The sequence below is a fragment of the Labrys sedimenti genome (assembly GCF_034424805.1).
GTDB classification, from domain to species: domain Bacteria; phylum Pseudomonadota; class Alphaproteobacteria; order Rhizobiales; family Labraceae; genus Labrys; species Labrys sedimenti.
Map to the genome: position 1 here is coordinate 248,964 of NZ_JAXOUF010000004.1, position 26,625 is coordinate 275,588.

Annotated in this window: 24 protein-coding genes and 1 pseudogene; 18 read left to right on the plus strand and 7 right to left on the minus strand. The window is 63.2% G+C overall.

Annotation, left to right across the window (positions count from 1 at the left end; translation table 11 throughout):
- Nucleotides 1-233 precede the first annotated feature (233 nt).
- The 6 genes and pseudogenes from U1R88_RS16185 (at nucleotide 234) to U1R88_RS16210 (ending at nucleotide 7,333) form a co-directional block, all read left to right on the plus strand.
- A complete protein-coding gene (locus U1R88_RS16185; protein WP_322432151.1) occupies nucleotides 234-2,654 on the plus strand; it encodes a GcvT family protein in 2,421 nt (806 codons plus the stop codon).
- Between the two features lie 663 nt (nucleotides 2,655-3,317).
- The gene (locus tag U1R88_RS16190) at nucleotides 3,318-3,905 is read left to right on the plus strand and encodes an NAD(P)H-dependent oxidoreductase (RefSeq protein WP_322432152.1); all 588 of its coding nucleotides are present in this window, start codon (nucleotides 3,318-3,320) and stop codon (nucleotides 3,903-3,905) included.
- Between the two features lie 27 nt (nucleotides 3,906-3,932).
- Nucleotides 3,933-5,036 carry a dimethylsulfone monooxygenase SfnG gene (gene sfnG / locus U1R88_RS16195; RefSeq protein WP_322432153.1) on the plus strand — a complete coding sequence of 368 codons (1,104 nt, stop codon included), beginning with the start codon at nucleotides 3,933-3,935 and terminating at the stop codon, nucleotides 5,034-5,036.
- 86 nt (nucleotides 5,037-5,122) lie between these two features.
- A pseudogene (locus U1R88_RS16200) lies at nucleotides 5,123-5,512 on the plus strand (ATP-binding cassette domain-containing protein); the annotation flags it as partial.
- Between the two features lie 28 nt (nucleotides 5,513-5,540).
- On the plus strand, nucleotides 5,541-6,797 hold the full coding sequence (locus U1R88_RS16205; protein WP_322432154.1) for an SfnB family sulfur acquisition oxidoreductase: 1,257 nt from the start codon (nucleotides 5,541-5,543) through the stop codon (nucleotides 6,795-6,797).
- 131 nt (nucleotides 6,798-6,928) lie between these two features.
- Entirely contained in the window at nucleotides 6,929-7,333 is a 405-nt protein-coding gene (locus U1R88_RS16210) for a DUF3597 domain-containing protein (RefSeq protein ID WP_322432155.1), read from the plus strand.
- A 227-nt stretch (nucleotides 7,334-7,560) separates the two neighbouring features.
- Here the strand turns inward: U1R88_RS16210 and U1R88_RS16215 are convergent, their stop codons facing one another.
- The gene (locus U1R88_RS16215; RefSeq protein ID WP_322432156.1) at nucleotides 7,561-8,571 is read right to left on the minus strand and encodes a GntR family transcriptional regulator; all 1,011 of its coding nucleotides are present in this window, start codon (nucleotides 8,569-8,571) and stop codon (nucleotides 7,561-7,563) included.
- 609 nt (nucleotides 8,572-9,180) lie between these two features.
- Between U1R88_RS16215 and U1R88_RS16220 the strand changes: the two genes are divergently transcribed.
- The 11 genes from U1R88_RS16220 to U1R88_RS16270 all read left to right on the plus strand — a co-directional run bounded on the left by U1R88_RS16220 (nucleotide 9,181) and on the right by U1R88_RS16270 (nucleotide 19,741).
- On the plus strand, nucleotides 9,181-10,257 hold the full coding sequence (locus tag U1R88_RS16220) for an ABC transporter ATP-binding protein (protein ID WP_322432157.1): 1,077 nt from the start codon (nucleotides 9,181-9,183) through the stop codon (nucleotides 10,255-10,257).
- Nucleotides 10,258-10,308: 51 nt separating this feature from the next.
- On the plus strand, nucleotides 10,309-11,208 hold the full coding sequence (locus tag U1R88_RS16225) for an ABC transporter permease (RefSeq protein WP_322432158.1): 900 nt from the start codon (nucleotides 10,309-10,311) through the stop codon (nucleotides 11,206-11,208).
- A gap of 3 nt (nucleotides 11,209-11,211) precedes the next feature.
- Nucleotides 11,212-12,057: an ABC transporter permease gene (locus U1R88_RS16230; protein WP_322432159.1), complete on the plus strand. Its 846-nt coding sequence runs from the start codon at nucleotides 11,212-11,214 to the stop codon at nucleotides 12,055-12,057.
- Nucleotides 12,054-12,797 carry an SDR family NAD(P)-dependent oxidoreductase gene (locus U1R88_RS16235; protein ID WP_425545441.1) on the plus strand — a complete coding sequence of 248 codons (744 nt, stop codon included), beginning with the start codon at nucleotides 12,054-12,056 and terminating at the stop codon, nucleotides 12,795-12,797. Before U1R88_RS16230 ends, U1R88_RS16235 begins: the two co-directional genes overlap by 4 nt.
- A 25-nt stretch (nucleotides 12,798-12,822) precedes the next feature.
- On the plus strand, nucleotides 12,823-13,584 hold the full coding sequence (locus U1R88_RS16240) for an SDR family NAD(P)-dependent oxidoreductase (protein ID WP_322432160.1): 762 nt from the start codon (nucleotides 12,823-12,825) through the stop codon (nucleotides 13,582-13,584).
- A gap of 35 nt (nucleotides 13,585-13,619) precedes the next feature.
- Nucleotides 13,620-14,855, plus strand: a complete 1,236-nt coding sequence (locus tag U1R88_RS16245; protein ID WP_322432161.1) for an ABC transporter substrate-binding protein — start codon at nucleotides 13,620-13,622, stop codon at nucleotides 14,853-14,855.
- A 67-nt stretch (nucleotides 14,856-14,922) separates the two neighbouring features.
- Nucleotides 14,923-16,017: an ABC transporter ATP-binding protein gene (locus U1R88_RS16250; protein ID WP_322432162.1), complete on the plus strand. Its 1,095-nt coding sequence runs from the start codon at nucleotides 14,923-14,925 to the stop codon at nucleotides 16,015-16,017.
- Between the two features lie 56 nt (nucleotides 16,018-16,073).
- Nucleotides 16,074-16,955 (plus strand): polysaccharide deacetylase family protein, encoded by an 882-nt coding sequence (locus U1R88_RS16255; protein ID WP_322432163.1) that lies wholly within the window; start codon nucleotides 16,074-16,076, stop codon nucleotides 16,953-16,955.
- A 105-nt stretch (nucleotides 16,956-17,060) separates the two neighbouring features.
- On the plus strand, nucleotides 17,061-17,393 hold the full coding sequence (locus tag U1R88_RS16260; protein ID WP_322432164.1) for a hypothetical protein: 333 nt from the start codon (nucleotides 17,061-17,063) through the stop codon (nucleotides 17,391-17,393).
- Nucleotides 17,383-18,468, plus strand: coding sequence for a CobW family GTP-binding protein (locus U1R88_RS16265; protein ID WP_322432165.1), 1,086 nt, complete (start codon nucleotides 17,383-17,385; stop codon nucleotides 18,466-18,468). Before U1R88_RS16260 ends, U1R88_RS16265 begins: the two co-directional genes overlap by 11 nt.
- 64 nt (nucleotides 18,469-18,532) lie before the next feature.
- Complete coding sequence (locus U1R88_RS16270; protein ID WP_425545442.1) at nucleotides 18,533-19,741, plus strand: ABC transporter substrate-binding protein; 1,209 nt, start codon at nucleotides 18,533-18,535, stop codon at nucleotides 19,739-19,741.
- A 156-nt stretch (nucleotides 19,742-19,897) separates the two neighbouring features.
- Here the strand turns inward: U1R88_RS16270 and U1R88_RS16275 are convergent, their stop codons facing one another.
- Complete coding sequence (locus U1R88_RS16275) at nucleotides 19,898-20,362, minus strand: Ros/MucR family transcriptional regulator (protein WP_322432167.1); 465 nt, start codon at nucleotides 20,360-20,362, stop codon at nucleotides 19,898-19,900.
- Between the two features lie 694 nt (nucleotides 20,363-21,056).
- Here U1R88_RS16275 and U1R88_RS16280 point away from each other — a divergent pair.
- Complete coding sequence (locus U1R88_RS16280) at nucleotides 21,057-21,245, plus strand: hypothetical protein (protein ID WP_322432168.1); 189 nt, start codon at nucleotides 21,057-21,059, stop codon at nucleotides 21,243-21,245.
- A gap of 89 nt (nucleotides 21,246-21,334) precedes the next feature.
- Here U1R88_RS16280 and U1R88_RS16285 read toward each other — a convergent pair whose 3' ends face one another.
- The 5 genes from U1R88_RS16285 to U1R88_RS16305 form a co-directional block, all read right to left on the minus strand.
- Nucleotides 21,335-22,141 (minus strand): family 1 encapsulin nanocompartment shell protein, encoded by an 807-nt coding sequence (locus U1R88_RS16285; RefSeq protein WP_322432169.1) that lies wholly within the window; start codon nucleotides 22,139-22,141, stop codon nucleotides 21,335-21,337.
- Complete coding sequence (locus U1R88_RS16290) at nucleotides 22,134-23,207, minus strand: Dyp-type peroxidase (RefSeq protein ID WP_322432170.1); 1,074 nt, start codon at nucleotides 23,205-23,207, stop codon at nucleotides 22,134-22,136. The genes U1R88_RS16285 and U1R88_RS16290 overlap by 8 nt, the downstream gene beginning before the upstream one ends.
- 427 nt (nucleotides 23,208-23,634) lie before the next feature.
- The gene (locus tag U1R88_RS16295; RefSeq protein ID WP_322432171.1) at nucleotides 23,635-24,051 is read right to left on the minus strand and encodes an organic hydroperoxide resistance protein; all 417 of its coding nucleotides are present in this window, start codon (nucleotides 24,049-24,051) and stop codon (nucleotides 23,635-23,637) included.
- 189 nt (nucleotides 24,052-24,240) lie between these two features.
- Nucleotides 24,241-25,560: an ATP-binding protein gene (locus U1R88_RS16300; RefSeq protein WP_322432172.1), complete on the minus strand. Its 1,320-nt coding sequence runs from the start codon at nucleotides 25,558-25,560 to the stop codon at nucleotides 24,241-24,243.
- Entirely contained in the window at nucleotides 25,557-26,297 is a 741-nt protein-coding gene (locus U1R88_RS16305; RefSeq protein WP_068287811.1) for a response regulator, read from the minus strand. The genes U1R88_RS16300 and U1R88_RS16305 overlap by 4 nt, the downstream gene beginning before the upstream one ends.
- Nucleotides 26,298-26,625 lie beyond the last annotated feature (328 nt).

Sequence of the window (26,625 nt, forward strand, 5' to 3'; positions counted from 1 at the left end):
ACGTCTCAAGCGTTCGGCAACAAGCGAAGATCGCGAGGCCAATGACATCGTTTTATTTGGTCATTCTTTGCCGAACACCGCTTTTTTGCGCGAAAGGCTGCCTACCCGCCTCGTGCCCTGCTGCCTAGACTTGCCCGGTCACAACAGGCGAAAGCCCTGCCAGGATCTTCCGCGTGGATCTCCCAACGGTAAAGGGCCTTCGCCGCATGATTGTTCATCGGGAAGTTCGTTTCATGCGTAGCCATGCCCAGGCCGTCGTCATCGGCGGCGGTTTGATCGGTTGCTCGATCCTCTATCACCTCGCCAAGCTCGGCTGGACCGATGTCGTCCTGCTGGAACGGGACGAACTCACTTCGGGATCGACCTGGCATGCGGCCGCCAACATTCACGGCCTGCACGACTCCACCAATATCAGCCGTCTGCAGCACTACACCATGGCGCTCTACAAGGAGCTCGAGGCCGAAACCGGCCAGGGCTGCGGCATCTTCCAGCCCGGCTCCCTCTATCTGGCCCAGACCGAAGAGCGCGAGCACCAGTTGCGGCTGCAGGAAGCCAAGGCCCGCCGCTATGGCATGAACTTCTACGAGGTCTCGCGCAACGAGGCCGAAAAACTGCATCCGCTTGTCGATTTCTCCGGCATACGCTGCATCATGTTCGAACCCGAGGGCGGCAATGTAGACCCGTCTGGGGTGACGGCCGCCTATGCTGCCGGGGCTCGCCAGCGCGGCGCCGAAATCCACCGCTTCACGCCAGTGACGGGCACCGAGGCCCAGCCCGACGGCAGCTGGATCGTGCGCACGCCGAAAGGCGACATCCGCACGCAATGGGTCGTCAACGCCGCCGGCCTGTGGGCCCGCGAGGTGGCGGCCATGGCCGGGCTGAGCCTGCCGCTGATGCCGACCGAGCACCAGTATTTCGTCACGCAGACCATCCCCGAGATTGCCGCGCTTTATCGGCGCCTGCCCTCTGTCGCGGATCGCGACGGTGAATATTACCTGCGCCAGGAAGGCTTGGGCTTGCTGGTCGGCGCTTATGAGCGCGACATGCGATTCTGGGCCGAGGACGGTACGCCCGCCAATTTCGGCCATGAGCTCTTTCCCGACGACCTCACCCGCATCGAGGACAACATGATGCGGGCGATCGAACGCGTGCCGCTGCTCGGCTCGACCGGCATCCGGCGGGTGATCAACGGCCCGATGATCTGGTCACCCGACAGCGCCGTTCTGTTCGGCCCCGTGCCGGAAATGCAGAATTATTTCTGCTGCAACGGCATCATTCCCGGCTTCTCCCAGTCGGGCGGCATGGGCAAGCTCGCGGCCGAATGGATGATCGAGGGCGAGCCCTCGCTCGACATGTTCGCCTGGGATCTCGCCCGCTTCGGCGACTGGGCCGACAAGGCCTTCACCAAGGCCCGGGTGCGCGACCAATACGGCCATCGCTTCAAGATCCACTTTCCCAATGAGGAGCGCAGCGCCGGCCGGCCTGTGCGCACGCGCCCCGCCTATGCCATGCAGCAGGACATCGGAGCCGTCTTCGGCCTGAATTTCGGCTGGGAGCATCCGCTTTGGTTCGCCGCCGAGGGCGAGCCACGGGAGGAGACCGCCGGTTTCACGCGCCAAAACTGGTGGGAGCCGGTGGGACGGGAAGCGCGCATGCTGCGCAAGCATGCCGGCATCATCGACATCTCCAATTTCGCCAAATATGAGGTCACTGGCCCGGGTGCCCAGGCGTGGCTCGATGCTTTGTTCGCCAATCGCATGCCGGACCGGACCGGCCAGATCCGCCTCACCCCCCTGATCGGCCGGCGAGGCGGCGTTGCCGGCGACTTCACGGTGGCCAAGCTCGCCGATGACAACTACATGGTCTTCGGTTCCGGCATGGCGGAGCGCTATCACCAGCGCTTCTTCAATGCGGTGCCACTGCCGGAGGGCACGCTGTTTCGCTCGATGACGCAGGCCCTGTGCGGCTTCAGCGTCGCCGGCCCAAAGGCGCGGGCGCTCCTGCAAGGCCTGGCTTCCGAAGACCTTTCCAACGGCTCCTTCCCCTTCATGCAAGCACGCCGTCTCAATCTGGCCGGGGTCGAGGTGGTGGCCCTGCGGGTTTCCTTCACCGGCGATCTCGGCTGGGAGCTTCACTGCCAGACCGATGACCAGGAAGCGCTCTATCGCGCTTTGCTCGCGACTGGAAAGGGACTCGGTGCCGGCCCTGTCGGTGCGAGGGCGATGGCGTCCCTGCGTATCGAGAAAGGCTATGGCAGCTGGGGGCGGGAATACTCACCCGAATATTGGCCCCAGGAATCCGGCCTCGCCCGCCTGATCAAGCTGGACAAGGGCGAGTTCCTCAATCGCGATGCCTATGCAGCTCTCGCCAGCAATCCGCCGCGCGACCGGCTGGTCACGCTGGCCATCGAGGCCGAGGATGCCGACGCAACTGGCGGCGAGCCGGTCTTCCTACCGGACGGCACCCCGCTCGGACAGGTTTCCTCCGGCAGCTATGGCTATTGGGTCGGCCAGTCATTGGCCCTTGCCTATGTCAAAGCCGATCTGGCTCAACCCGGCGATGTCGTGACGGTGGCCATATTGGGCGCCTCGCGCAAGGCGCGCATCCTCGCCGAGCCTGCCTTCGACCCGCGCGGTGAGCGCCTGAGAAGCTGAAGCCCCGTCCGGTATGGAGTGCGCCTCCTGCCGGCTGTGCGCTATTTCTTTGCAGGCAGGAGCGCGACGGCTGCTTCCGCCGTGAGCAGGCGGAAGGACAGGCTTTCCTGGAAGGAGAGCTGCACCGAGATGGTCGAACGGTCAATTCGAAATCCCCGCCCTGCGTCGTCAGCACCAGCCCGCCCTCGATCGCTGGCTCCCTGGATTGGTGGGCATTGCTTCCCGTTCTGTTCGTCGCCTACGCCTTTTTGGCCTGGAGCCGAGCGCCTTGCCCCTGGATGCCTTGAAGCGGGCGATCGAACGGGAAGTGCTTGCCCCTCTTGGCAGCGATGATCTCCCGGGCTGCGATCAAACCGCACAGTCAGCCCGCCCCCAAACGACCCTTTGATTGATTGCGCTTCTTCTCGACCTGCCGCCGCCTGCTGGAACAAGTGTCTGTTGCAAAGGCAGCGGATCGTTTCGTGCTGCAGGGGCGGTGGCCTCTCTCCTGATCATGGCTCGACCGATCCATGGATCGGCTCTTCGTCACCGTCTGCCGGGCCGCCCCGGCACGGATCGGGATGGCCGCGACCTCGGCTCTCGCAGTCAGGACTCTGCCTCTTGACAGTCTATAAATTATATAGAGTATATAAATAGAATATTTATTTAACCCGAGAGTACGCCGTGCCCGATCCCCGTCCGAAGATTCTCGGTATATCCGGCAGCTTGAGCGTGCCCAGCCGGACGACCGGGCTGGTGCGCACCATCCTCACCCGCTTGGAGCCTTTTGCGCAGGTCGAGCTCGTGGAACTGGCGAACGACGCAGCGGCCCTGTTTGCAACGCATCCAAAGGGCCCGCGAACCGGGCGGGCGCGGGAGATCATCGAGGCGGTCGAAGGCGCCGATCTGCTAGTCGTCGCCTCTCCCATCTACCGCGCCTCCTATACGGGCGCCTTGAAGCATCTGTTCGACCTCGTCGACTATCGTGCCCTCGAAGGCAGGCCCGTGCTGGTGGCGGCAACGGGTGGAACGCCGCTGCACGCTCTGGCTATGGACCACCAGTTCCGGCCGCTCTTCGCCTTCTTCAAGGCCATCACGCTCCCGACCACCGTCTATGCGCTCGAGGGCGATTTTGACGATCATGCCCTGGCCAGCGCCGAGGTTTCGGGGCGCATCGATCGCGCCGTCGCCGAAGCCCGCCTCCAGCTGCGCCTTTCCCACGCGCCAGGGTCTGGAACGGTCGTTCCGTTCCCCGCCACCGCCACCGCCTGAACCCGCCATAAAAACCAAGGATCCACCATGCCAGCCGAACCTCAGCGCGAACCGATCAAGTTTGCCTATTGGGTGCCCAATGTCTCCGGCGGTCTCGTCATCAGTTCGATCGAGCAGCGTACGAGCTGGGAAATCGACTATAATCGCAAGCTCGCCCAGATCGCCGAGCGTTCCGGCTTCGACTATGCGCTCAGCCAGATCCGCTTCACGGCAGGCTATGGTGCGGACAATCAGCACGAGCCCCTGACCTTCAGCCAGGCCCTGCTCGCCTCGACCGAACGCCTCAAGCTGATCGTGGCCCTGCTGCCCGGCCCCTGGCATCCCGCCGTCGCCGCCAAGCAGATCGCGACCATCAACAACATCTACGGCGCCCGGGTGGCGGTGAATGTCGTCAGCGGCTGGTTTCGTGGCGAGTTCACCGCGATCGGCGAGCCCTGGCTCGACCACGACGAACGTTACCGCCGGTCGGAAGAATTCATCCGCTCGCTGCGCGGTATCTGGACCGAGGAAAGCTTCACCTTCAACGGCGATTTCTATCGCTTCCGTAACTACAGCCTGAAGCCGAAGCCCATCGATCCGCAGCCCGAAATCTTCCAGGGCGGCTCCTCCCGCGCGGCCCGGGACATGGCCTCGCGCGTCTCGGACTGGTATTTCACCAACGGCAATACGCCCGACGAGATCGGGAAGCAGGTCGACGACATCCAGGCCAAGGCCCGCGAGAACGGGCATTCGGTCAAGGTCGGCGTGAATGCCTTTGCCATCGCGCGCGATACCGAGGCCGAAGCCAAGGCCGTGCTGGATGAAATCATTGCCAAGGCCATTCCCGAGGCGGTCCACGGCTTTGCCCATGAGGTGAAAAATGCCGGGAAGGCCTCTCCGGAAGGCGAGGGCAATTGGGCCAAGTCGTCCTTCCAGGACCTGGTGCAATATAATGACGGCTTCCGCTCCAACCTCATCGGCACGCCGCAGCAGATTGCGGAACGCATTCTGGCCCTGAAGGATGCGGGCGCCGACCTGATCCTGCTCGGCTTCCTGCATTTCCAGGAAGAGGTCGAGTTCTTCGGCCGCGAGGTCATCCCCCTGGTCCGCAAGCTCGAAGCGGCGCAGCCCGTGGCCGTCGCGGCCGAGTGATCGCGGCTCGCTCTTCCCCGCCCCACAACCGTTCCATCCCGCATCCCTGCCGTCGGCTGGGATGCGGGCAGAGACATGCTCATGACCTCTTCCCGCGCCTGCGCGAGAAACGAAAGACGATCGCCGGCCTGACCTCCGGCGGCGAGCAGCAGATGACCGCAATCGGTCGTGCCCTGATGTCCAGGCCACGCCTGCTGGTGCTGGACGAACCTTCCATGGGGCTGGCACAGCTCGTGGTGCAGGACATCTTCGAACGGCTCACCGCGCTCAATGCGTCAGAAGGCCTCTCCATTCTTCTTGCCGAACAGAACACCGCCGTGGCCCTGCGCCATGCCCACCGCGCGGTGCTGCTCGCTTCGGGGCGCTCGGTCCTGCAAGGACGGGCTGCCGAACTGAGGGGCCGTGCCGACCTCACGGATATCTATCTCGGACGGAGTTCCTTTGCCGACCCATCCGCGGTCTCGACCGCGGCCTGATCTTCACCCTCATCTTAGGAATCGGCCCATGACGACAGCCGCTCAAGCCAAAGCATTTCCAGACATATTTGCAGAAGGCGTATCTGCCCTCCCCCGCCCGTCTGAACCGGCACGCATCATCCGCAGCAATGCCGAAGCGATTGCGGTTGCCGAAGATCTTGCGGCACAATTTGCCAAAGGCGCATCGGAGCGCGACCGCGAACGCATCTGGCCGGTCGCCGAACTCGACGCCTACTCCCAGAGCGGCCTGTGGTCGCTCAATGTCCCCAAGGCTTTCGGTGGACCCGAGCTTTCCTATGTCACCATCGATCGCGTGATCCAGATCATTTCGGCGGCGGATCCTTCGATCGGACAGATCACGCAGAACCATATCGGAGTCGTCGCAGCCATTCGAACGGTCTCCGACGAGGCCCAGCAGAAGCTGTTGTTTGCCGAGGTGCTGCGCGGGACCAGGTTTGGCAATGCCTTCTCCGAATTCTCCTCCAAGCGAGCAGCCGATTTCGAGACGACATTCAAGGACGAGGGCGACCACGTCGTCGTCACGGGCAAGAAATTCTATTCCTCCGGAGCGCTTCTCGCCCATCTGGTGCCCATCGTCGCTCTCGATGGCGAAGGCCGGGCCTGGTATGCGATTGCCGAGCGCGACGCCGCCGGCCTCGTGGTGATCGACGACTGGTCGAGTTTCGGCCAGAAGACGACGTTGAGCGGCACGGTGATCCTCGACCACGTGAAAGTACCGAAGACCCATCTGGTCCCGGGCTATCGGGGCTATGATCGCCCGACGGCAGACGGCGCGATTTTCCAGATCATCCAGGCGGCGGTCGATACAGGCATCGCGGAGGCGGCCATCAAGGATACCATCGCCTTTGTCAGGGGCGGCTCCAGGGCCTGGATCGACAGCGGCCTCGATCACGCCTGGCAGGACCCCTACACGATCCAGGCGGTCGGGGACCTCACCTTGCGCCTTCATGCCGCCGAGGCACTTCTCGAAAAGGCAGGTCTTGCCGTGGACAGGGCCGTCGCCGATGCCACAGCCGAAAGCGTGGCCAAGGCCCAAATCGCCGTTGCCGAAGCCAAGGTCCTATCGACGGAAGTGGCGCTACAGGCCACCAACAAATTGTTCGAACTGGCTGGCACACGCTCGACGCTGGGCGTTCACAACCTCGACCGGCACTGGCGCAATGCCCGTACGCATACGCTCCATGATCCCGTTCGCTGGAAATATGCCATTCTTGGCAATTACGCGCTGAATGGCATCAATCCGCCTCTGCATGCCTGGAGCTGATCGGGCCGCACTGTTGCAGCCCGGCAAAACCTGGCGCACAGCGGCCGTAGGGGAACATTTCGGCTCGTCCAAACATTGATCAGCCAAGTTCAAGCGCAGCAGTCGAAGCTTCATTCAACGGAGATAGAAACATGGGCATCTTCGATTCAATCAGCAACGCCATCTTCGGCCGTGCGAAAGCTGCAGAAGCCCCACAAGCGCCTGCCGGTACACCCGCTGCCCCTACGCCCTCGTCCAATCCGGCTCCCGCGCCATCCAGTTCGGCCGCTCCGCCGAGCACCGTCGATGTCGCTGCCATCCTCGATCAAGCAGTCAAGGCCAGCGGACAGAGCCTCGACTGGAAGCACTCGATTGTAGACCTCCTCAAAGCCCTGAAGCTCGACAGCAGCCTTGCGGCTCGCAAGGAGCTCGCCGGGGAGTTGGGCTATACGGGCGATACGTCGGACTCCGCTACGATGAATATCTGGCTGCACAAGGCGGTCATTGCAAAACTGGCGGCGAATGGGGGCAAGGTGCCCGCCGATCTACAAAACTGACCAACCTGTCTGGCCGACCCTTTTGTCTTCCGCAGCCCCGCAGAGATCTTTCGAGGGTCTTTCCGCTCCTGGCTGGGTGCCGGGCCGGCCCCCCCTTGAAGTGCAGGTTTCCAGACACGAAAACCGCCCAGGTTCGTTCCCGCCTGGGCGGTTTTCCACGGCGATTTTGGCTATGGAGGCCGGCAATCCGCGCGCTTGGGAAGGCTGGCGATTCCGAGCCGCAACACCTACTCAGCGATCCTGGTCAAGTAAGGCGCAATCGTTTGCGGGGCCGGGATCACCGCGACGATCTTCATCTGCGCGATATTGCGGTTCCTCGCCTCTTCCAGATGCGCGTCAAACATCGCAGCTGCGGCATCGATTGCCCCGCGTGTCAGCAGTTCGACGATCAGGCGATATTCGGCAATGGCGATACGATCGCGCGGCAGGCCGAGTTGGCGCAGCAGGCGCTCCGAGGCAACCACCGGCAACAGATTGTCCCGTATCAGATCGCGCAGCCGCTCGTTGGGGGTGGCCATCACGCAGGTTTCGACCAGTTTGGTCTCCAGATCTTCCCACTCGACCAGATCGGCATCCGATACGGTTCTTTCGGCCTCGGAGAGGCTCTCGAGAAGAGCCGTCAATCTGGAGCGATCGATGCGCGGAGCCGCCGACACCAGGGCGGGAGGTTCGAGGATGCGCCGCAAGGCAAAGCGGTCTTTGATCGATTTTGCCGTGAGCGGTCCGGCGATCCAGTGGGAACTCTGGTTCTTATGCACCAGCCCCTTCTCCTGCAGGCGTCCGAGCACATCGCGCACCACGGTGCGGCTGACATGGAAATGATCCGCCAGCTCGATCTCGATGATGCGATATTGTCCGAATACGACGCAGGCCGCGACATCCGCCTCGATGGAATCATAGATGCGCTCCCAGGTCGACCGGCTTTGCAGCGCCTCGTCGATGGCTTCGGGCACCATCAGCCCCAAGCTCTTGATATCGGTGCGCACGGGGGCGACCTGCCGTCCCGGTGCTCCGACGAGATAGCCGCGCCCATCGAAACGATGGATGAGTTGCTCTGCCTCGAGGCGAAGCAGCGCTTTCTGAACCGGGGCACGCGATGTCTGAAAGATCTCGGCGATCGGCCCTTCGAGCAGCACCAGTCCCCATGGCAGTAGCCCGTCGGCGATATTGGCACGCAAGACGTCTTCGACGATTTCGTAGCGCCGCTGGGCTGTCTGGCGAGGCTTGGACAATGGCATACCGTAAACGGACCTCCTTGCGGGCGTCATCGCTGACCGCCGCCCGAACTGTCCGTGTCTACCGCGTTTGACACACCCTGTCCCACATTCGGATAAATGATTTTTGCATACTATAATGCAATTTTTGGCGCAGAGAATTCATTTTCACCGATTTCCGGCAAAATCTCCGGCAGATCTCGTCGCGAGCGCCCACCCCCCTCCGACGCCACATCATCCCCGGCCACCCATCGCATCCCTGCCGAGCGCGCCGCATGCGGTAAAAAAATACAGAGAAACCCAATCTGGATGGCCAATTCTCAACAAAAGGTGCCCAGGCTCCACCAATCCTTCACCGAGAGTCCAAATTCGAAGCTCGCCCGGAATTTGAGCAGGCGATGCACAAAAAAGATTGTTGCATACAAAAATCGATCGTACTAAGATCCAAGCACTCATTGCCGAAGAAGCAATGCAGAGGCGAACTGAATCAAGAAAGTTGATCGAGATTCAATCGGGCGCGAGCGTATTGCGGCCGAATGATATTCATCATCTCACATTAAGCTACCGATTACCCAAGCTACTCCGAGGAGTAGCCTGGTATTTACGTGGCTTAATACGACCTGGGAGGCTCGTTTGGCAGATGTACTTCGTCTATCCGGCATCAGGAAATCCTATGGCGATCTGCAAGCGCTGGACGGTATCGACCTCGCCATCCCCGACAACGCCTATGTGTCGCTTCTAGGCCCCAGCGGTTCGGGCAAGACCACGCTTCTGCGCGTGATCGCGGGATTTGAAGATCCCGACCAGGGCAGCGTTGCACTCGGCGGCCTCCCGATCGACAATGTCCAGGCGCATCGGCGTGGCATCGGCTTCGTCTTCCAGAACTTTGCCCTGTTCCCTCATCTCTCCGTTGCCAGGAATATCGCCTACGGCCTCGAAAACCGCGAGGCCGCTGCACCGACGGATCGCGCCGCCATTCGCCGCAAGGTCGGCGAAATGATTGAACTGGTCGGTCTGGCCGGCCTGGAGGATCGCGGTGTTGCCCAGATCTCGGGCGGCCAGCGCCAACGCGTGGCGCTGGCGCGAACGCTCGTGACGGAACCGCGGCTCGTGCTGCTCGACGAACCACTCGGCGCGCTCGATGCCAATCTGCGAGCCCGGATGCGGACAGAGCTCAGGAGCATCCGCGAACGCCTCGGCGTCACCTTCCTCCATGTCACCGGCAGTGAATCCGAAGCGCTGGCGATGGGCGACATCGTGCTGGTGCTCGACCGGGGCCGGATCACCCAATCGGCGGATGCCGACACGATCTATAACCGCCCTGCAGCGCCCTCGGTGGCGCGTTTCCTCAACTGCTACAACCTGTTCGAGGGAACGCTCTCGGGCGCGGACTTCGTCGGGCCGGCGGGCAGATTCTCGACTGACGGAAGCACACGCCTCGCAGGTGGAAAAACTGCCTACGCCGTCCGCTATGACCGCATTCAAGTGCGCCCGCTCTCCTCGGCCCTTGCGACGGACGAGGTGGGCGTCGAGGGCGCCTTCATTGCCAGCGAATATAGCGGCGCGGCGGTGAACTCCTTCTTCGCACTCGATAGCGGCCAGGTGGTGGAGGTGGAGACCCATCTCAGCCATCGCCCGCCCGCCGACTACGCGCCGCAGGAACGCTACGGCCTCGTCTGGAAGCGCGACCTTGCGCTCCTCTTCGCATGAGCGCCGGCCATGGCTCTTGCTGACCCTCGACCCGGAACGGAGATCGACTGGATGACGACGCCTCCCGGCAGCGAAGCGGCGGCGCCGCAGGCTGCATCGCCGCACAGGTCCGGCAACAAGACACTATGGCTGCTGGCCCCGGGCGTCGCATGGATGGTGCTCTTCCTGCTCGTCCCCATCCTGATGATGGTCTATGTCTCGTTCTGGACGCAGACCACCTTCAAGATCGAGCCCATCCTCACCACCAAGAGCTGGGTCAGCTTCTTCACGAGCGATACCTATCTCCAGGCCCTCTGGACCACGATCCGCATCTGGCTGACGGTGCTGGCCGCGACCCTGGTGGTCGGCTACCCCACGGCCCTGTTCGTGGGCCTGTTCGTGCGCAACAAGGCGTTGCAGACGACGCTGCTGGTGCTGTGCGTCATCCCGTTCTGGACGTCGTTCCTGATCCGCGTCCTTGCCTGGCGTCCGATGCTGGGCAAGGAGGGCGCCATCAACCTGATCCTGCTCAAGGCCGGCATCATCACCCAGCCGATCGAGGCCCTGCTCTTCTCCGACCTCTCGGTGGTGATCGGCATGACGCAGATCTACTGCGTCTTCATGGTCGGCCCGATCGCCTTCATGCTCGGCCGGATCGACCCGAACGTCATCGAGGCGGCACGCGATCTCGGCGCCGGCTTCTGGCGTATCTTCCGCACCATCATCCTGCCCCTGTCCATGCCCGGCGTAGTCGTCGGCTCGATCTTCGTTTCGGTGATGGTGCTGGGAGAGTTCGCGACTTCAGCCGCCTTGTCCGGCCGCAAGGTCAACCTGCTCGGCAACATCATCGTCACCCAGGTCGGTTCGCTCAAATGGGCCTTTGCCGCGGTGGTCGGCGTCATCCTGACGATCGTCATGGGCGCGGTGGTCGCCGCCCTGCTGCGCGTCGTCGATCTCAGGAAGGAGCTCTGAGCCATGCAGGCACGCGGCGTCAAACCGGTCCTGGCCGTCTATACGGCCCTCTTCCTGCTGTTTCTCTACGGCCCCTTCGTCGTGCTGGCGATCCTGTCCTTCCAGACCGGGCCGGAGGGCGGGCCGCAGTTCCCGATCATCGAATGGTCGACCTATTGGTACAGGCATCTGTTTGGCCTCACGCCCCCTTCACGCATTGCCCCCTTGCCGATCGAGGAAAGCCTCGGGCGTTCGGTGATCCTCGCCATCATGACGATGGTGGTCTCGACCGTCCTGGGCGTGACGTCCGCGCAGGCGTTCCGCAAGAAGTTCCGGGGCTCGGGCATCGCCTTCTACCTGATCGTCCTCGGCATGATGGTGCCCGGCGTGCTGGTCGGTCTCGGCATGGCGCTGGTGGCCAATGTCCTCGGCATCGACCGGCACTGGTGGGGCACGGCCTTCGTCCTCCACGTCGTCTACACCTATCCCTTCGCCTTCCTCGTCATGCTGGCGATCTTCAACCGCTTCGACCAGAGCGTCGAGGAGGCTTCCTGGTCGCTGGGCGTCTCGCCGATCCGCACGTTCCGGAAAGTGACGTTCCCATTGATCTTCCCGGGCGTCCTGTCGGCGATGCTGTTCGCCTTCACCCTTTCCTATGACGAATTCTCGCGCACGCTCTTCGCCTCGGGGCGCGATCTCACTCTGCCGCTGGCGATCTACGGCACGTTCTCGGTCGAGATCCATCCCAACGTCTTCGCCTTCGGCGTGCTGACCACCCTGTTCTCGTTCGCCCTGCTCGCTGTCTACGCAATCCTGATGGGCCTTTCGGTTCGCCGTGGCAGGCGCGTCGCCATCCAGGAGGAGGCATGATGCCCGGCCTGAAAACAGCCATCGTCACCGGAGCCGGCTCGGGCATCGGCAAAGCTATCGCCGAACGTCTCGCGGCGGACGGTTATGGCGTGCTCGTCAACGATCTGGCGCCGGAGCGGGCGCAGGCCCTCGCCGATGCCATCCGGGCGGCGGGCGGCAAGGCGGTTGCCGCAGCCGGCGATGTCTCCAGCGAAGCGGACGTCGCGGCCATCGTCGCCGCGGCCAGAACGCAACTCGGGCCGGTTGACCTGCTCGTCAACAATGCCGGCCATGTCCATCAATGCCTGTTCGAACATCTCGAGCCCGGTGATTTCGACCGCATGTTCGCCGTGCATGTGCGCGGCACCTTCCTGATGATACGGGCCGTGCTGCCGGCGATGCTGGCGGCAGGATCGGGCATCATCATCAATGTCGCATCCCAGCTCGGCCAGATCGGCGGGATCGAGCTCACCCATTATTCCGGCGCCAAGGCCGCCGTGATCGGCATGACCAAATCGCTTGCCCGCGAGGTGTCGGGCCGCGGCGTGCGGGTCAATGCCGTAGCGCCAGGGCCGATCAACACGCCGCTGGTGAAGGCGCTCTCCGATGACTGGAAGGACCGCAAGGCCAGGGAGCTGCCGCTCGGCCGCTTCGGCGAACCGGAAGAGGTGGCGGCGACCGTCGCCTTCCTCGCGTCCCCGGCCGCCAGCCTCTTCGTCGGCCAGACGCTCGGGCCCAATTCCGGCGACGTGATGTTGTGAACGAGCAGAGGGAGAAGACAGCACCATGACGAAGGCACGCATCGTCCTGATCACCGGCGGTGGCATCGGCATCGGCTGCGCCAGCGCAAAGGCCTTCGCCGCGCTCGGCGACCATGTGGTGGTCACCGACATTCTGGAAGCGGAAGGCAAGGCTGTCGTCGAGGAGATCAAGGCCGCCGGCGGCTCGGCCGAATTCGCGCCGCTCGACGTTCGTTCCACCGACAAGGCCGACGCCCTCGTCGCCGATGTGGAGGCTCGTCACGGCGGCATCGATGTCGTCGTCGCCAATGCCGGTATCGCCCACCGCGTGCCGCTCGCCAGGCTCGATGACGACAAATGGGACCTGACCTTCGACATCGACCTCAAGGGCATCTTCCGCGTGGCGCGGGCAGCGCTGCCCGGCATGCGCGCCCGCAGATCCGGCGCCATCGTCGCGCTCTCCTCGATCATGGGCGTCGCCTATGGCTGGGACGAGCATGTGCATTACTCCTCGGCCAAGGCCGGTGTCGTCGGCCTGGTGCGGGGCCTCGCCGTCGAGGTCGCCCGCGACGGAGTGCGGGTCAATGGCGTGGCACCCGGGTACATCCGCACCGCCCAGCTCCTCTCCAAGGAACATTCCCTCGGTCCCGAGGGCGCGGAGACCGCCGGCGCCTTCATTCCCATGGGCCGCATCGGCGAGCCCGAAGAGATCGCCGACGTTATCGTTTTCCTAGCCTCTTCCAGCGCTCGCTACCTCACGGGCCAGACGCTGGTGGTCGATGGCGGCCTGCTGGTGGGCCGCTACTGAAACAAAAGCAAATAACCAGAACCGGAGAAGGAACGATGTCTGACCGAAGCGAGATGACGCGCCGCTCTTTGTTGAAGCGATCCGCGGGAATGATGGCCCTGGCACTGGGCGGCGGCACGCCGTTCCTCTCCTCCCGGGCCGCCTGGGCGCAAGGTACTGGCCTGGCGAGCCAGAGCCTGCGCACGATCGGCCTGTCCGTGACGGTGCAGGAACGCATCCTGGCCGAGTTCAAGGCCGCCTCCGGCGTGGGCACGACCTCGGGCACGGCCGCGACCTTCCCCGATGCCCAGACCAAGATCCTGTCGGGTTCGAAGGACTATGATTGCTGGGAAGTGATCGCCGAACGCCTGCCATCGGTGGTGATGACCAACAATGTCGCGCCGATAGCCGCCTCGTCGCTGAAGAACTGGGCCAATATCCGCGATACTTTCACCAAGCCGAGCGACAAATGGGATCCCAAGGCCCAGATCACCGGCCAGATCTGGCAGGACGATGCCCATAGCCAGCTCTGGATGGTGCCGGCCGTCTATAATTACGACTCCATCGGCTATAATCCGGACGTCCTGTCGGATGAGGAGGCCAACACCTGGGCGGCGATCTTCGATCCCAAATGGAAGGGCAAGTCCGGCCTCAACACCGATCCGCTCATCGCCTTCGGCCAGGCCGTGATGGCCATGAACTCGCTGGGCCTGTCGGCGGTCAAGAATCCAGGCAACCCCTCGGAAGCCGAGATCGACGAGGCTGCGAAATTCCTGGTGTCGAAGAAGAAGGAAGGCCAGTTCCGCGCGCTCTGGGGTGATTTCGGCGAGCTCGTCAATCTCCTCGCCTCCGGCGAGATGGTGGTGTGCGATGCCTGGCAGCCGGCCGTGATGGCAGTCAAGGCCCAGGGCAAGGCCTGCAGATATGCCCGCCCCAAGGAAGGCTATCGCGCCTGGGCGATCGGCCCTTCGCTGATCGCCGGCTCCCCCAACAAGGAAGCCGTGGCCGCCTACGCCGATTACTGGCTTTCGGGCAAGCCCGGCATCACGGTTTCCGAACAGGGCTATTATTCGCCGACGACCAATATCAAAAGCGAGATGGCGCCAGAGAAATATGCCTTCTGGTACGAAGGCAAGCCCTGGGTCGGCGCGGCCGAGCGCGGCATCAAGGAAGGCGACCTGCGCGACGGCGGCAGCCTGGCCGAACGGGCCGCCAATGTCGCCTACTGGCACCAATGGCCGGATGCCTATGACCATCTCATCCAGAAGTGGGACGAGTTCCTGAACGCCTGATCACGATCCGGGCGGAAAGCGCGCTTTTCCGCCCGCCTCCCCTGCCATTCCCGCGGAGCACGAAGCGATGATCCACGATCTCGAACTCATCAAGGTCGGCAAGGTCTATGACAACGGCACGCCCGCCGTCGCCGGTTTCGACCTGGCCGTCGCCAAGGGAGAGTTCATCGCCTTTCTGGGACCTTCCGGCTGCGGCAAGACGACAACCTTGCGCATGATCGCCGGCTTCGAATCCATCTCGTCCGGCAACATGCTGATCAGGGGAACGCGCATCAACGACGTGCCGCCAGAACGGCGCCCGACATCGATGATCTTCCAGAACTACGCGCTCTTCCCCCATATGACCGTACGCCGCAATATCGGCTATGGCCTCGAGGTCAAGGGACTGGCGAAAGCCGAGCGCGACGCGAAGGTCGATCGCATCCTGGACACGCTCGGCCTCGAGGATGTCGCCGACAAGCGTCCCGACAAGCTCTCCGGCGGCCAGCGCCAGCGTATCGCTTTGGCGCGCGGCCTCGTCGTCGAACCCGATATCCTCTTGCTGGACGAACCGCTGGGTGCGCTCGACGCCAATCTGCGCAAAGCGATCCAGAACGAATTGAAGCTGCTGCAGAAAAGGCTGGGTGTCACCTTCGTGTTCGTCACGCATGCCCAGTCCGAGGCACTCGCCCTTTCCGATCGCATCGTGGTGATGAACCAGGGGCGCGTCGAACAGATCAGCCCGCCGCACCAGCTCTACACCCGCCCGAACACACCCTTCGTGGCGCAGTTCATTGGCCGCAACACCATTCTCGACGGCTCCGTCGGCGGCATCGAGGACGGGCGCGTGGTGGTCGACACCCCGCTCGGCATTCTGCGCGGCACAGCAAACGGTGCCCTGGCCAATGGCAGCGCCGCCAAGGTGGTCGTCCCGGCCGAAGCCATAGAAGTCCGCTCGGCTTCTGGCGCGCGCGCAAGCGACATGGGCAATACCATCGCCGCGACCGTCCGGCGCCTCGATGTCGTCGGGCACATCTCGCATCTGTCCGTCGAGCTTCCGGGAGGCCGGACGATCTCCCTGGAAGCGCATGTCGAGAAATACCCGCCGGGCCTCTTTCCCCCGGGAGGGGAAGTCGTACTGGCCTGGAATGCCGCCGAGGCAACCGTCATTCCAGCCGCCTGACAGACCATTCTTTCAAGAAAACATCGATTTCAACATGAAATGAGGAGACCTCACCCATGGCAAAGGAAATACTCTGCGGCTTCGGCGTCGACGTCGATGCGGTCGCCGGCTGGCTCGGTTCCTATGGCGGCGAGGATTCGCCGGACGACATCTCGCGCGGCCTTTTCGCCGGCGAGGTCGGCTCGCCCCGCCTGGTCAAGTTGTTCGAACGCTTCGGCATCAAGACGACCTGGTTCATCCCCGGTCATTCGATCGAGACCTTTCCCGAACAGATGCAGGCCGTCGCCGACGCCGGCCATGAAATCGGCATCCACGGCTACACCCATGAAAATCCGATTGCGATGACGCGCGAACAGGAGATCGAGATCCTCGACAAATGCATCGATCTCGTCACCAAGCTCTCCGGCAAGCGTCCTACCGGCTATGTCGCGCCGTGGTGGGAATTTTCCAACGTCACCAATGAGTTGCTGCTCGAGCGCGGCATCAAATACGACCATTCGCTCATGCACAACGACTTCACGCCCTATTATGTGCGCGTCGGCGATTCCTGGACCAAGATCGATTATTCTGGCAAGCCCAGGGACTGGATGGTGCCGCTGAAGCGGGGGCATGAAACCGACCTGATCGAAATCCCGGCTTCCTGGTATCTCGACGATCTGCCCCCGATGATGTTCATCAAGAAGGCGCCCAACAGTCACGGCTTCGTCAACCCACACGATATCGAGCAGCTCTGGCGCGACCAGTTCGACTGGGTCTATCGCGAGATGGACTATGCCGTCTTCCCGATCACCATCCATCCCGACGTCTCGGGCCGCCCGCAGGTCCTGATGATGCTGGAGCGCCTCTATGCGCATATGGCCAAGCATCCCGGCGTCAAGTTCGTCACCATGAACGAAATGGCCGACGATTTCGCGCGCCGCTTCCCGCGCAAGAAGTGACGAGGGAGGCCGGGTCCCCTATCGTGGGCCCGGCCATCAATGCTGTCGGGAAAGGGCTACAGCCCTTTCAAGTCGAAAAAATGCGCCGCAACGGGGAAGATCTGCATGTGTTCGCTCTGCGGCATTCTGGGTGGCAATGAGCACTGGGCCGATGCGGTGGCCCGGCCGGGCGTCTTCACGCGCAATGGCGACAGAATCGATCGCCGCCGTGAGCGCATGAACCGCGTGCGCATTGCCTGCCAGGTTCTGGAACCCTTCGGCATGACCCTCTCCGATTGGCAGGGCGCTTCCTTCCTGCTGTCGACGAAAACCGGCAAGACCGAGATCATCGACGATCTCGGCCATCTGTGGCCCGCGGCCGAAAGGCTGGCCCGGCGCGCCTGCGATCCGCTCTCCCTGCCGGTGATCGAGGCCATGGAGAAGCGCCGTGGCGGATGACGTCCCGGCCTTCACCCCGGTCCACCTCCTCACCGGCTTCCTCGGTTCGGGCAAGACGACGTTGTTGCGGCGGCTGCTGTCGGACCCGGACATGGCGCGCACGGCCGTGCTGATCAACGAATTCGGTGAAATCGGGCTCGACCACCATCTACTCGAACCCATCGACGACACCATGGTGCTGCTGCCGTCGGGGTGCTTGTGCTGCACGATACGCGGCGAACTGGCCCAGGCGATCCGCGATATCCATGCCAGGCGGGCGCGTGGCGACATTCCACCCTTCGACCGGCTGGTGATTGAAAGCACCGGCCTGGCCGATCCCTTCCCGATCCTGTCGACCATCAAGGCAGATCCCGTCCTGCGGCATCATTTCCGGCCGGGCACGGTGATTGCGACGGTAGATGCAGTGAACGGCCGGTTCCAGCTCGAGACCCATGTCGAGTCGACGCGTCAGGCCGCCATCGCCGATCGGCTCGTGCTCACCAAGACCGACATCGCCGATGAAGTGACAGTCGCCCGCCTCCTCGATCGGCTCCGGCGCTTCAACCCGGATGCGCCGGTCCTGCGGGCCGCCGATGGCGATTTCGATGCTGCTTCACTCTTCGACCAGAACGGTTCAGCTTCCGCCGGCCGCCCGGAGCGCTCGACCCGCGCCTGGTTCCGCCAGACCTTCCAAAGCGACGACCCGCTTGCCCCCGGGACAGCCGGCCAGCCCGGGCACGAGCATGGTTCGGGCGATCGCACGCGCCATGGCGAGCGCATCCGCTCCTTCGTGGTCACGGTCGATGAGCCGATCGACTGGACGGCCTTCGGCATCTGGCTGACCATGCTCCTCAACCGTCATGGCGACCGTATCCTGCGGGTAAAGGGCATGCTCAACCTTGCCGGGGAGAGTGCGCCAGTGGCAATCCACGGGGTGCAGCACCTAGTGCACACGCCCGTGCATATGCAGGCCTGGCCCGACAATGATCGACGCTCACACATCGTTTTCATCGTGGATGACCTCGATTCCAGCTTGATCCGACGCTCCCTGGCGGCCTTCAACAGATTGGCGGCTCCCGTGTCGCAGCAACCCTGATCAAGCGATTTCGAATGCCATTGTCTCCGCCCCGCTGTTCGAGCTCTCCATGAAAGGAGATGCATTGCAAGAAAAGCTCCCGGCGCCCGCCCTGCACCTCGCGGAACGGCCGACACTGCGGGTATTGGGGACCGAGATTTCGCATCTGGAGGAACTGCGCCTCAAGGCCGAAGCGGATCTTGGCCTCAATGTCATCTTCGACACCCAGGATTTCATCACCGCCCAGCACAAGGCGGCGGCGGAGCCCGGCAGCTATGACATCTACGACCAGTGTTTCCACAACCTCGATATCGTCTGGTATTGGCGCGCCATCCAACCCATCGATCTCACGCGCATTCCGCTCTGGAGCGAAATCACCGACCTGACCAAGACGGGACGGCTCGATCCGGGTGCCCGCATCGGGTTCGGGGACGCTCCCGTGACCAAGCTCTTCGTCCAGCCGAACCGTGCCCTGGGCCCGACGCCCTCACGCTGGCTCTCGATGCTGCCGACCACCCATAATTTCGATTCCTTCGCTTTCCGTCCCGATCTCGCCAATGGCGATGCCGAGCAGATCGTCTCCTGGGGCGCCCTGCTCGACGAGCACTGGCACGGCAAGGCAGCCCTGGTCGACGAGCCGGCGATCGGTGTTTTCGACGCGGCTCTCGCCGCCCAATCGCTGGGATTGATGAGCTTCGAGGATATCGGCAACATGTCGACCGAGGAGATCGACACTCTGCTGGGCATCCTGATCGAACGGCGCAAGGCCGGCTTTTTCGCCGGCTTCTGGAAGACCGCGGCGGAAGCCGCCGGCCTGATGCGCGATGGCGGTGTCGTCATCCAGAGCATGTGGTCGCCGGGCATCACCGCCCTGCGCCATTGCAACGTGCCGGTCATGGAGGCCGTGCCGCGCGAAGGCTATAGAGCATGGCATGGCGGCCTGTGCCTCTCGAGCAACTTGTCCGGACGGATGCTCGACGTCGCCTATGACTATCTGAACTGGTGGCTGGCCGGCTGGCCAGGCGCGGTGATGGCCCGCCAGGGCTATTACATGTCCATCCCCGCCCGCGTTCGGGCTTATCTGACACCAGACGAGTGGGCCTACTGGTATGAGGGCCTGCCGACACAGACTGAGTTGCCCGGTCCGGATGGAACCATCACCATCAAGGCCGGATCCGTGCGCGATGGTGGATCCTACCGGCAGCGCGCCAATTCGATCGCCGTTTGGAACACGACGATGGACGAGCACAATTATCTGGTGCGGCGGTGGTCGCGATTGGTTGCGACCACCTGAAGCGTTTGCGATTTGACGGTGTCGCCGAGATCACGAGGACGCGTCGATACAAGGCGTTCGAGTAAAGGTGCGGTCCGAAGAAATCGCACTTTTCTCCAGCTGTTCGATCCCGGATCTTGATGGTGGATTGTTTTACCCGGCGCGAGCGATGTCCGCCTACGATACCTTTTTCCTTTTGCCCTTGCTTGGAGCGCGAGGCGATGCTGGCATGCTCTCGGGCTCCTGGCGTCGTTGGCCGAGGCCAAACTCCCTCGCCAGGCGAGAACGTTGGGCCGAATAGTTCGGCGCAACCATCGGGTAATCTGCCGCCAGCGCCCACTTCTCCCGATATTGTTCCGGCGTCATATTATACGCCGTTCGCAAATGCCGGGTGAGCGACTTGAATTTGAGGCCATCTTCCAGACAGATCACGTAGTCGGGCGTGATGGATCTCCTGATCGAAACCGCCGGCGTCGGTGGCTTGTCCGCCGCGACCGGCTTGGGATCGTTCAGGCCGGTAAGGCTTCCATGCACCGAACGGATCAGATCCGCCAGGGAAGCGGTAGCGACCTGGTTGTTGGCAACATAGGCGGAGACGATGTCGGCGGTCAGGTCGAGCAAACTCGTGTCGTCCTCGAGCATGTTCAGTCACTTTCTTTTTGTGTTGATGCGAAATGAGTGACGTTTTTCTTATGTGCGCAGCATTGTGGACCCTGTCGCTGCGCTGTCTCAGACTTTCAGGCAATTGCACGCCAGTGTAAAGCTTATCTTCAAAGATAATCATGATTTCCGGTAAAACTATTTAGAACACTTCTGGATTTATCCTTGATCGATCGCCTTCTGCGTGTAATTCACGATAACTATCGACGACCGGGAAGCAGCTGATTTACATTGCCCGCTCTCAACCATCGACATGTCTAAGGCAGAACGAACTGCGGACTTTCTCGGCAGACCTCATAATCGACGACGTTCCTGCCACGTCGCGAGGTCCAGAATGAAGATCGCCCAGGAGGGCGACGCCGGCGCCCTTGCACACTTTGCCTCGAAAGATTACGGCATGGGTGGAATGTTGATACGTCCGGTCGATCGCGATCAACGAGTGTAATACCAACGGTCGCGATGTTTGACACACGCGTCCTTGCGAGCGTAGTGAAGCAATGAAAGTACTTGATCGGTCAAGCATCAAGACCGTTGGTATAGCCCGCTGCCGTTGAACAGGAAAAATCGACGTCCCGATTTATCGTGATTTGGTAATAAAGCTGGCTAATCCTCGCGGCATTGTGCCAGAACAAGCAATCAATTCCGAGAATATTCCACGCAGCGGGGAGACTGGGTCTTGATCACCAGGGAGGGGCCCGTCTGGTCGATCAACAGCACCACATCCACCGGCGACAGCGTACCGTCCGTTCCGATCGGGGCCTTTCATCTATTGGACGACTTGCTCGCCTGCACGATCAAATGGGCCGACCATGCGGGGATTGATTGGATCTACATACGTCCCGGCGATGATCTTGCGCATTTTTGACAGCCGGGTCGCTTACGCAAAAACCCGGCTTGCCGGATATGTCGCCTGCTCGCACCCGCTGGCAGAGCGCGCCTCGTGCCGGCGGAGCGCTATTTCCCGGCGGGCAGGAGGGCGACGGCTGCTTCGGCCGTGAGCAGGCGGAAGGTCAGGCTTTCCTGGAAGTAGAGCTGCACCGAGGTCGCCGAATGGCTGGCATAGCCGATGGAGATGTCCTGGCCCACGGAGAGCTCGAAATCCCCGCCCCGTGTCGTCACCACCAGCCCACCCTCGATCGCCGGCGCCCAGATCACCGGCCCGTCGACCAGGCGCTCGATATGGTGGAAGACCGGATAGCCGTCATCGCTGCCGCCGGCCGCCGCCGTATAGGCATCGGCTCCCAGCACCAGCGCATAGGGGCCCTCCACCCCCGCCAGCCGCAATTGGCTCACCGCCTGCGCCACCACGTCCGGATAGGCCTTCACCTGGGCCGGCAGCGTCAGCGCCGGGTTGCTGAGGCCCTGGCGGATGCCCCCGATCCCGGCCGCCGCAAAGCCGTCGAACACCGCCCGGTCCTCGGCGAAGGCCAGCTTGCGCGCCGCCTCCTTCAGCGGCGACCAGTCCGAGTCGGCCGCCCCCCGCTCCACATCGTCGATCGCCGAGCGGGCGAGTTCGAAGCCGACGCGCAGCTCGACCAGCGCCTTCACCTCCCGCTGCACCGCCTCGATGCCCTCGCCAGGCCCGGCCAGCGGGCGAACATGCCCGGTCCCCACCGCCGAGGCCCCCAGACCCTGCGGGCCCTCGAGGTCGACCACCCGCCGCGCCGCCAGATGGCGCTTGAGGGTGCGCGCCGCCTCTTCCTCGATCTGCCCCCAGGCAGCCTCTGAGATCGGTGCCAGCTCCCGATGGAGATTATTCATGACCTGCTTCCTTCTTGAGCGATCCAATGCCGAGCGAACCATCGCCGCCGGACGGTCGTGAACCGGGATTCTGTGCCGGCTCGGGCTCCGGCGGGGCCGCCTCGCCCGGCGCCGGAGCGCCGGCCGCGGCCGTGACGTCATCCAGGAACGTCGCCGAGGGCACGAAGAACAGCGAACCCGTCACCGCCCGGCTGAAATCCAGCAGCCGGTCGTAATTGCCCGGCGGGCGGCCGATGAACATGTTCTCCAGCATCTGCTCGATCCGGCGGGGCGAACGGGCATAGCCGATGAAATAGGTGCCAAACTCACCCTTGCCCGCATCGCCGAACGGCATGTTGTCACGCACGATCTCCAGCGCCTCGCCATCCTCCTCGATCGAGGTCAGGACATTGTGGGCATAGGGCGCCTTGCGCGCATCCTCCTGCTCGATGTCCGACAGCTTGGCACGCCCGATGATCCGCTCCTGCATCTCGACCGGCAGACGGTTCCAGCCCGCCAGGTCATGCAGGTATTTCTGCACGATCACATAACTGCCGCCAGCAAAGGCGCCATCCTCCTCGCCGATGATGGTGGCCGCCACCGCCGCCTGCTCGACCGGGTTCTCGGTGCCGTCGACGAAGCCGATCAGATCGCGGTCGTCGAAATATTTGAAGCCGTGCACCTCGTCCACGCCGGCGGCCGCCTCCCCGATCCGCGCCATGATCTGCGCCGCCAGTTCGAAGCAAAGGTCCATGCGCCGGGCGCGGATGTGAAACAGCAGGTCCCCCGGCGTCGAGACCGCATGATGGACGCCGTGGACCTCGCGGAAGGCATGCAGATCCTTCGGCCGGGGCGCCCCGAACAGACGGTCCCACATCTGCGAGCCCAGACCCATCACGCAGGACAGCCGCCCCTCCAGGTCCCGGAACCCCACCGCCCGCAGCAATCCAGACAGGTCCGCGCACAAGGCCCGGATCGCCGCTTCCGGCTCCGCGCCGGGCTTCACCGTCACCACCAGAAAAATCGCACTGCCCGTCAGGGAGGCTACAACAGGCTGCGAAACGGTAGAGGGCAAACTCGACTCCATACGGCTATCCATCCGGCGGCCCTCATGCGAGCAGGCGCTCAAAGACTCAACGCCGTTAACTCACCATACCCCGGGCCTTGTGCACAAGCATCCGGAGCGTTTTGTGATTTGACGGACAATACGAGAGACGAGCGCTCCGATCCTTGCCGAACTCGGTCTTGCAAGAACGCCCGTGCGAGACCGGCGGCCCCTCGCATCTCGTAGCGGTCATCGCGGCAAACCGGGGGTCAACACTCCTGCAAGCGCCAGCAACCCTGCAAGGGGCGATGGTTCGCTGGAGGCCGGTTCGTAGACGCAGGAAGTTGCCAGGATCGCCAGGCCGAGTAGGCAAATCGTGATCCGTTTCATTGGAAACCTCGCCGGGCGCGGCGGTGCCGCGCCCTATCGGTTGCGGATGGAAAAGGGGGCGAGATGGAGAATTCCTTCCTCAGACGAGGGAAAGCTCCACATTGATGTTGCCGCGCGTTGCCTTCGAATAGGGGCAGGTCTGGTGGGCTTCCTCGACGACCGCCTGTGCAAGCTCGCGATCGAGGCCGGGCAGGCTGACCTTCAGGCGCGCCTGCAGGAAATAGGCGCCGTCGGTGGTGCCGAGATCGACTTCCGCATCCACGGCCGTGTCGGTCGGGAGCTTCAGCTTGCGCTTGCCGGCGGCAAGCCCCATGGCGCCGATGAAGCAGGCCGACCAGCCCGCCGCAAAGAGCTGCTCGGGATTGGTGCCGGGCTGGCTGCTGCCGGGGGGCGACAGCTTGATATCGAGCCGGGCATCCTCGCTGCGCGCGGCCCCGTCCCGGCCGCCGGTGGTATGGGTCCGGCCGGTATAGAGAACCTTGTCGATCTTGGTCATGATACACTCCTGTCCATCTAGGGTTGGCGATGTCGCCGTCTGCGGCATCGGAAAGACTGGAGTGTTTTGGAGGGGGCGTTTGTCCGCGATGTTTCCGAAAACCCCGGAAGTGTAACAAAGCGTACCTTGCGGCCAGAGCGACATGTTGGCATACCGCAATGCCTGAAAACCTTGGAAATACCCCGGCCTTCACCGGATGACGACTTCTGCCGCCAGCCCTCCGCCGTCGCGATTGTAGAGCCGGACCGCACCACCGATGGTGCCGGCCAGTTGCTGGGCGATGGCAAGGCCCAGGCCCGTGCCGCCGGTCTCGCGATTGCGCGACTGTTCCAGCCGGAAGAAGGGCTGCATGGCCGCCTTCAGCATGTCTTCGGGGATGCCGGGACCACGATCCATCACCGTGATGACGGTCTTGCCGTCGGCACTGCGCTCCACGCCGACCTCGGCGGCGCCCGCAAATTTCAACGCATTGTCGATGAAGTTCGAAAGAATGCGCCGCAACGCATGCGGCTTGGTGGAGGCGACGCCATCGACATAACCGACGACGGTCACCGCCTTGCCGGTATCCTGATAGTCATAGGCGATGCTGTCGATGAAGGAGGCGAGATCGATGCGGGCCGCCTTCTCGCCGCTGCTATGCGAGCTGCGCGCATAGGCGATGCCGTCCTGGACCAGGCGTTCGATTTCACGCAGGTCCCGCACCAACTTGTCCTTCTCCGGTGAATCGTCGGCCATGTCGGCCCTGAGCCGCATCCGGGTGATCGGCGTCTGCAGGTCATGGGAGATCGCGGCGAGAATTTGGACGCGCTCCTCCAGATAATGGGCGATGCGTTCGCGCATCGCATTGAAGGCACGGGCTGCATGCGCGACTTCGCTCGGCCCGGCCTCGCTGAGCGGCACGCTCTTCTTGGTGGGATCGAGCGCATCGGCGGCGGCCGCAAGCTGTCCGAGCGGGCGGATGGCCTGTCGGACGGCGAACCAGGTGCAGAACAGCAGAAGCGCCATCTGCAGGACCAGGACATAGGGCAGCCAATCCGCGATCGGCATGACACCTCGCGGCGTGATCTCGATGGTCAGCGGGCTGCCGTCGCTCAAGGTCAGGTGGGCCTGCAGGCGGTTGCCCTCCCCCGGGATGGCTTCGATGCGCAGGGGGAAACGGGACCCGGCGGCGCTCTCCAGTTTCGCGGCGATCTCCTGGCCGTGGCTGGAGGTATTGGGCACGCCGGGAAGGCCCGGCCCCAGCGTGAGGTTGTAGTTGCCGCGGCTCAACCAATCCAGCAGTTCCGGTCTTTCACTCGCCGGCGTCCGATCGAGCACCGCGATCGAGGTCGCGACATCGTTTTCCAGCGTGCGCAGCATCAGCGCCTTCGCCGACATATAGCGTTCGGCATAGAGCACACCGAAGGACAGGCCATAGGCGATCGCAAGACCCGCCAGCAGGATCAGGAACAGTCGGGCGCGAAGGCTCTTGGGCCACCACAGGGCGCGGTACGCGCCATCGACCATCATGACCTGGGCTCCGAGATCTCGACGGGAACGGAGAGAACATAGCCTTCGCTGCGCACGGTCTTGATGTAAGTCGGCTCGCGCGCATCATCGCCGAGTCGCTGGCGCAAGCGGCTGACCAGGAGGTCGATCGAGCGGTCGAACAGGTCGGCATCACGGCCCTGGGTGAGGTTCAGGAGCTGGTCGCGGTTGAGGACGCGCTGGGGATGGTCGATGAAGACGCGCAGCAGCCGGTACTCGGCCCCGCTTAGTGCCACCTCCGTGCCCTGGCTGTCGAGAAGATGGCGGCCGACGGTGTCGAGCCGCCACTCGCCGAAGGTCAGAAGCTGTCCGGCCTCGCTGATCTGCAGATTGGGCGGCAGCATGCGGGTTCGCCGCAGGACGGCGTTGATGCGCGCCAGCAATTCGCGCGCGGCGAAGGGTTTGGGCAGATAGTCGTCGGCGCCCATTTCCAGCCCGATGATGCGATCCATCTCGTCGCTGCGGGCCGTCAACATCAGGATCGGTGTGGCCTTGTGCTTTCCGGCCCGCAATTCGCGGCAGAGCACGAGGCCATCCTGGCCCGGCATCATCACGTCGAGCACGATCAGGTCGACCGTGTTGGCGTCGAGGAAGCTGCGCATCTGGCGTCCATCGGCGGCGACCGACGCGCGAAGGCCATTCTTCTTCAGATAACTCGACACCAGGTCGCGAATTTCGCTGTCGTCATCGACGATCAGTATGTGGTCGACATGTTCCATGCCTGAACGTCCTGCTTCCGCCGGTCAACTGATACCCAAACGATGCATTCGAGTCCGGGTCATACATCGCAACGCCATGTCTTCTAGAGCAATGCGCGTTCTGGTGAAAACGCACATTGCTCGAGTTCGTTGTTTCCAAGCCCATCCAACGGATTGGCTTGGGCGCTTTGCGATTCCCGGCGACGCCATCAGGTCGCAAACCGCTTTCGCCTGCTGGAAATCTCATACAAGGCGCAGGAATCAGGGCCACGGCACAAGGCGCAATCAAGCCAGCGCGATGTATCCTGGATGTGTCCTCGCCGGCACCCATTGCATATGCATGTAGGAT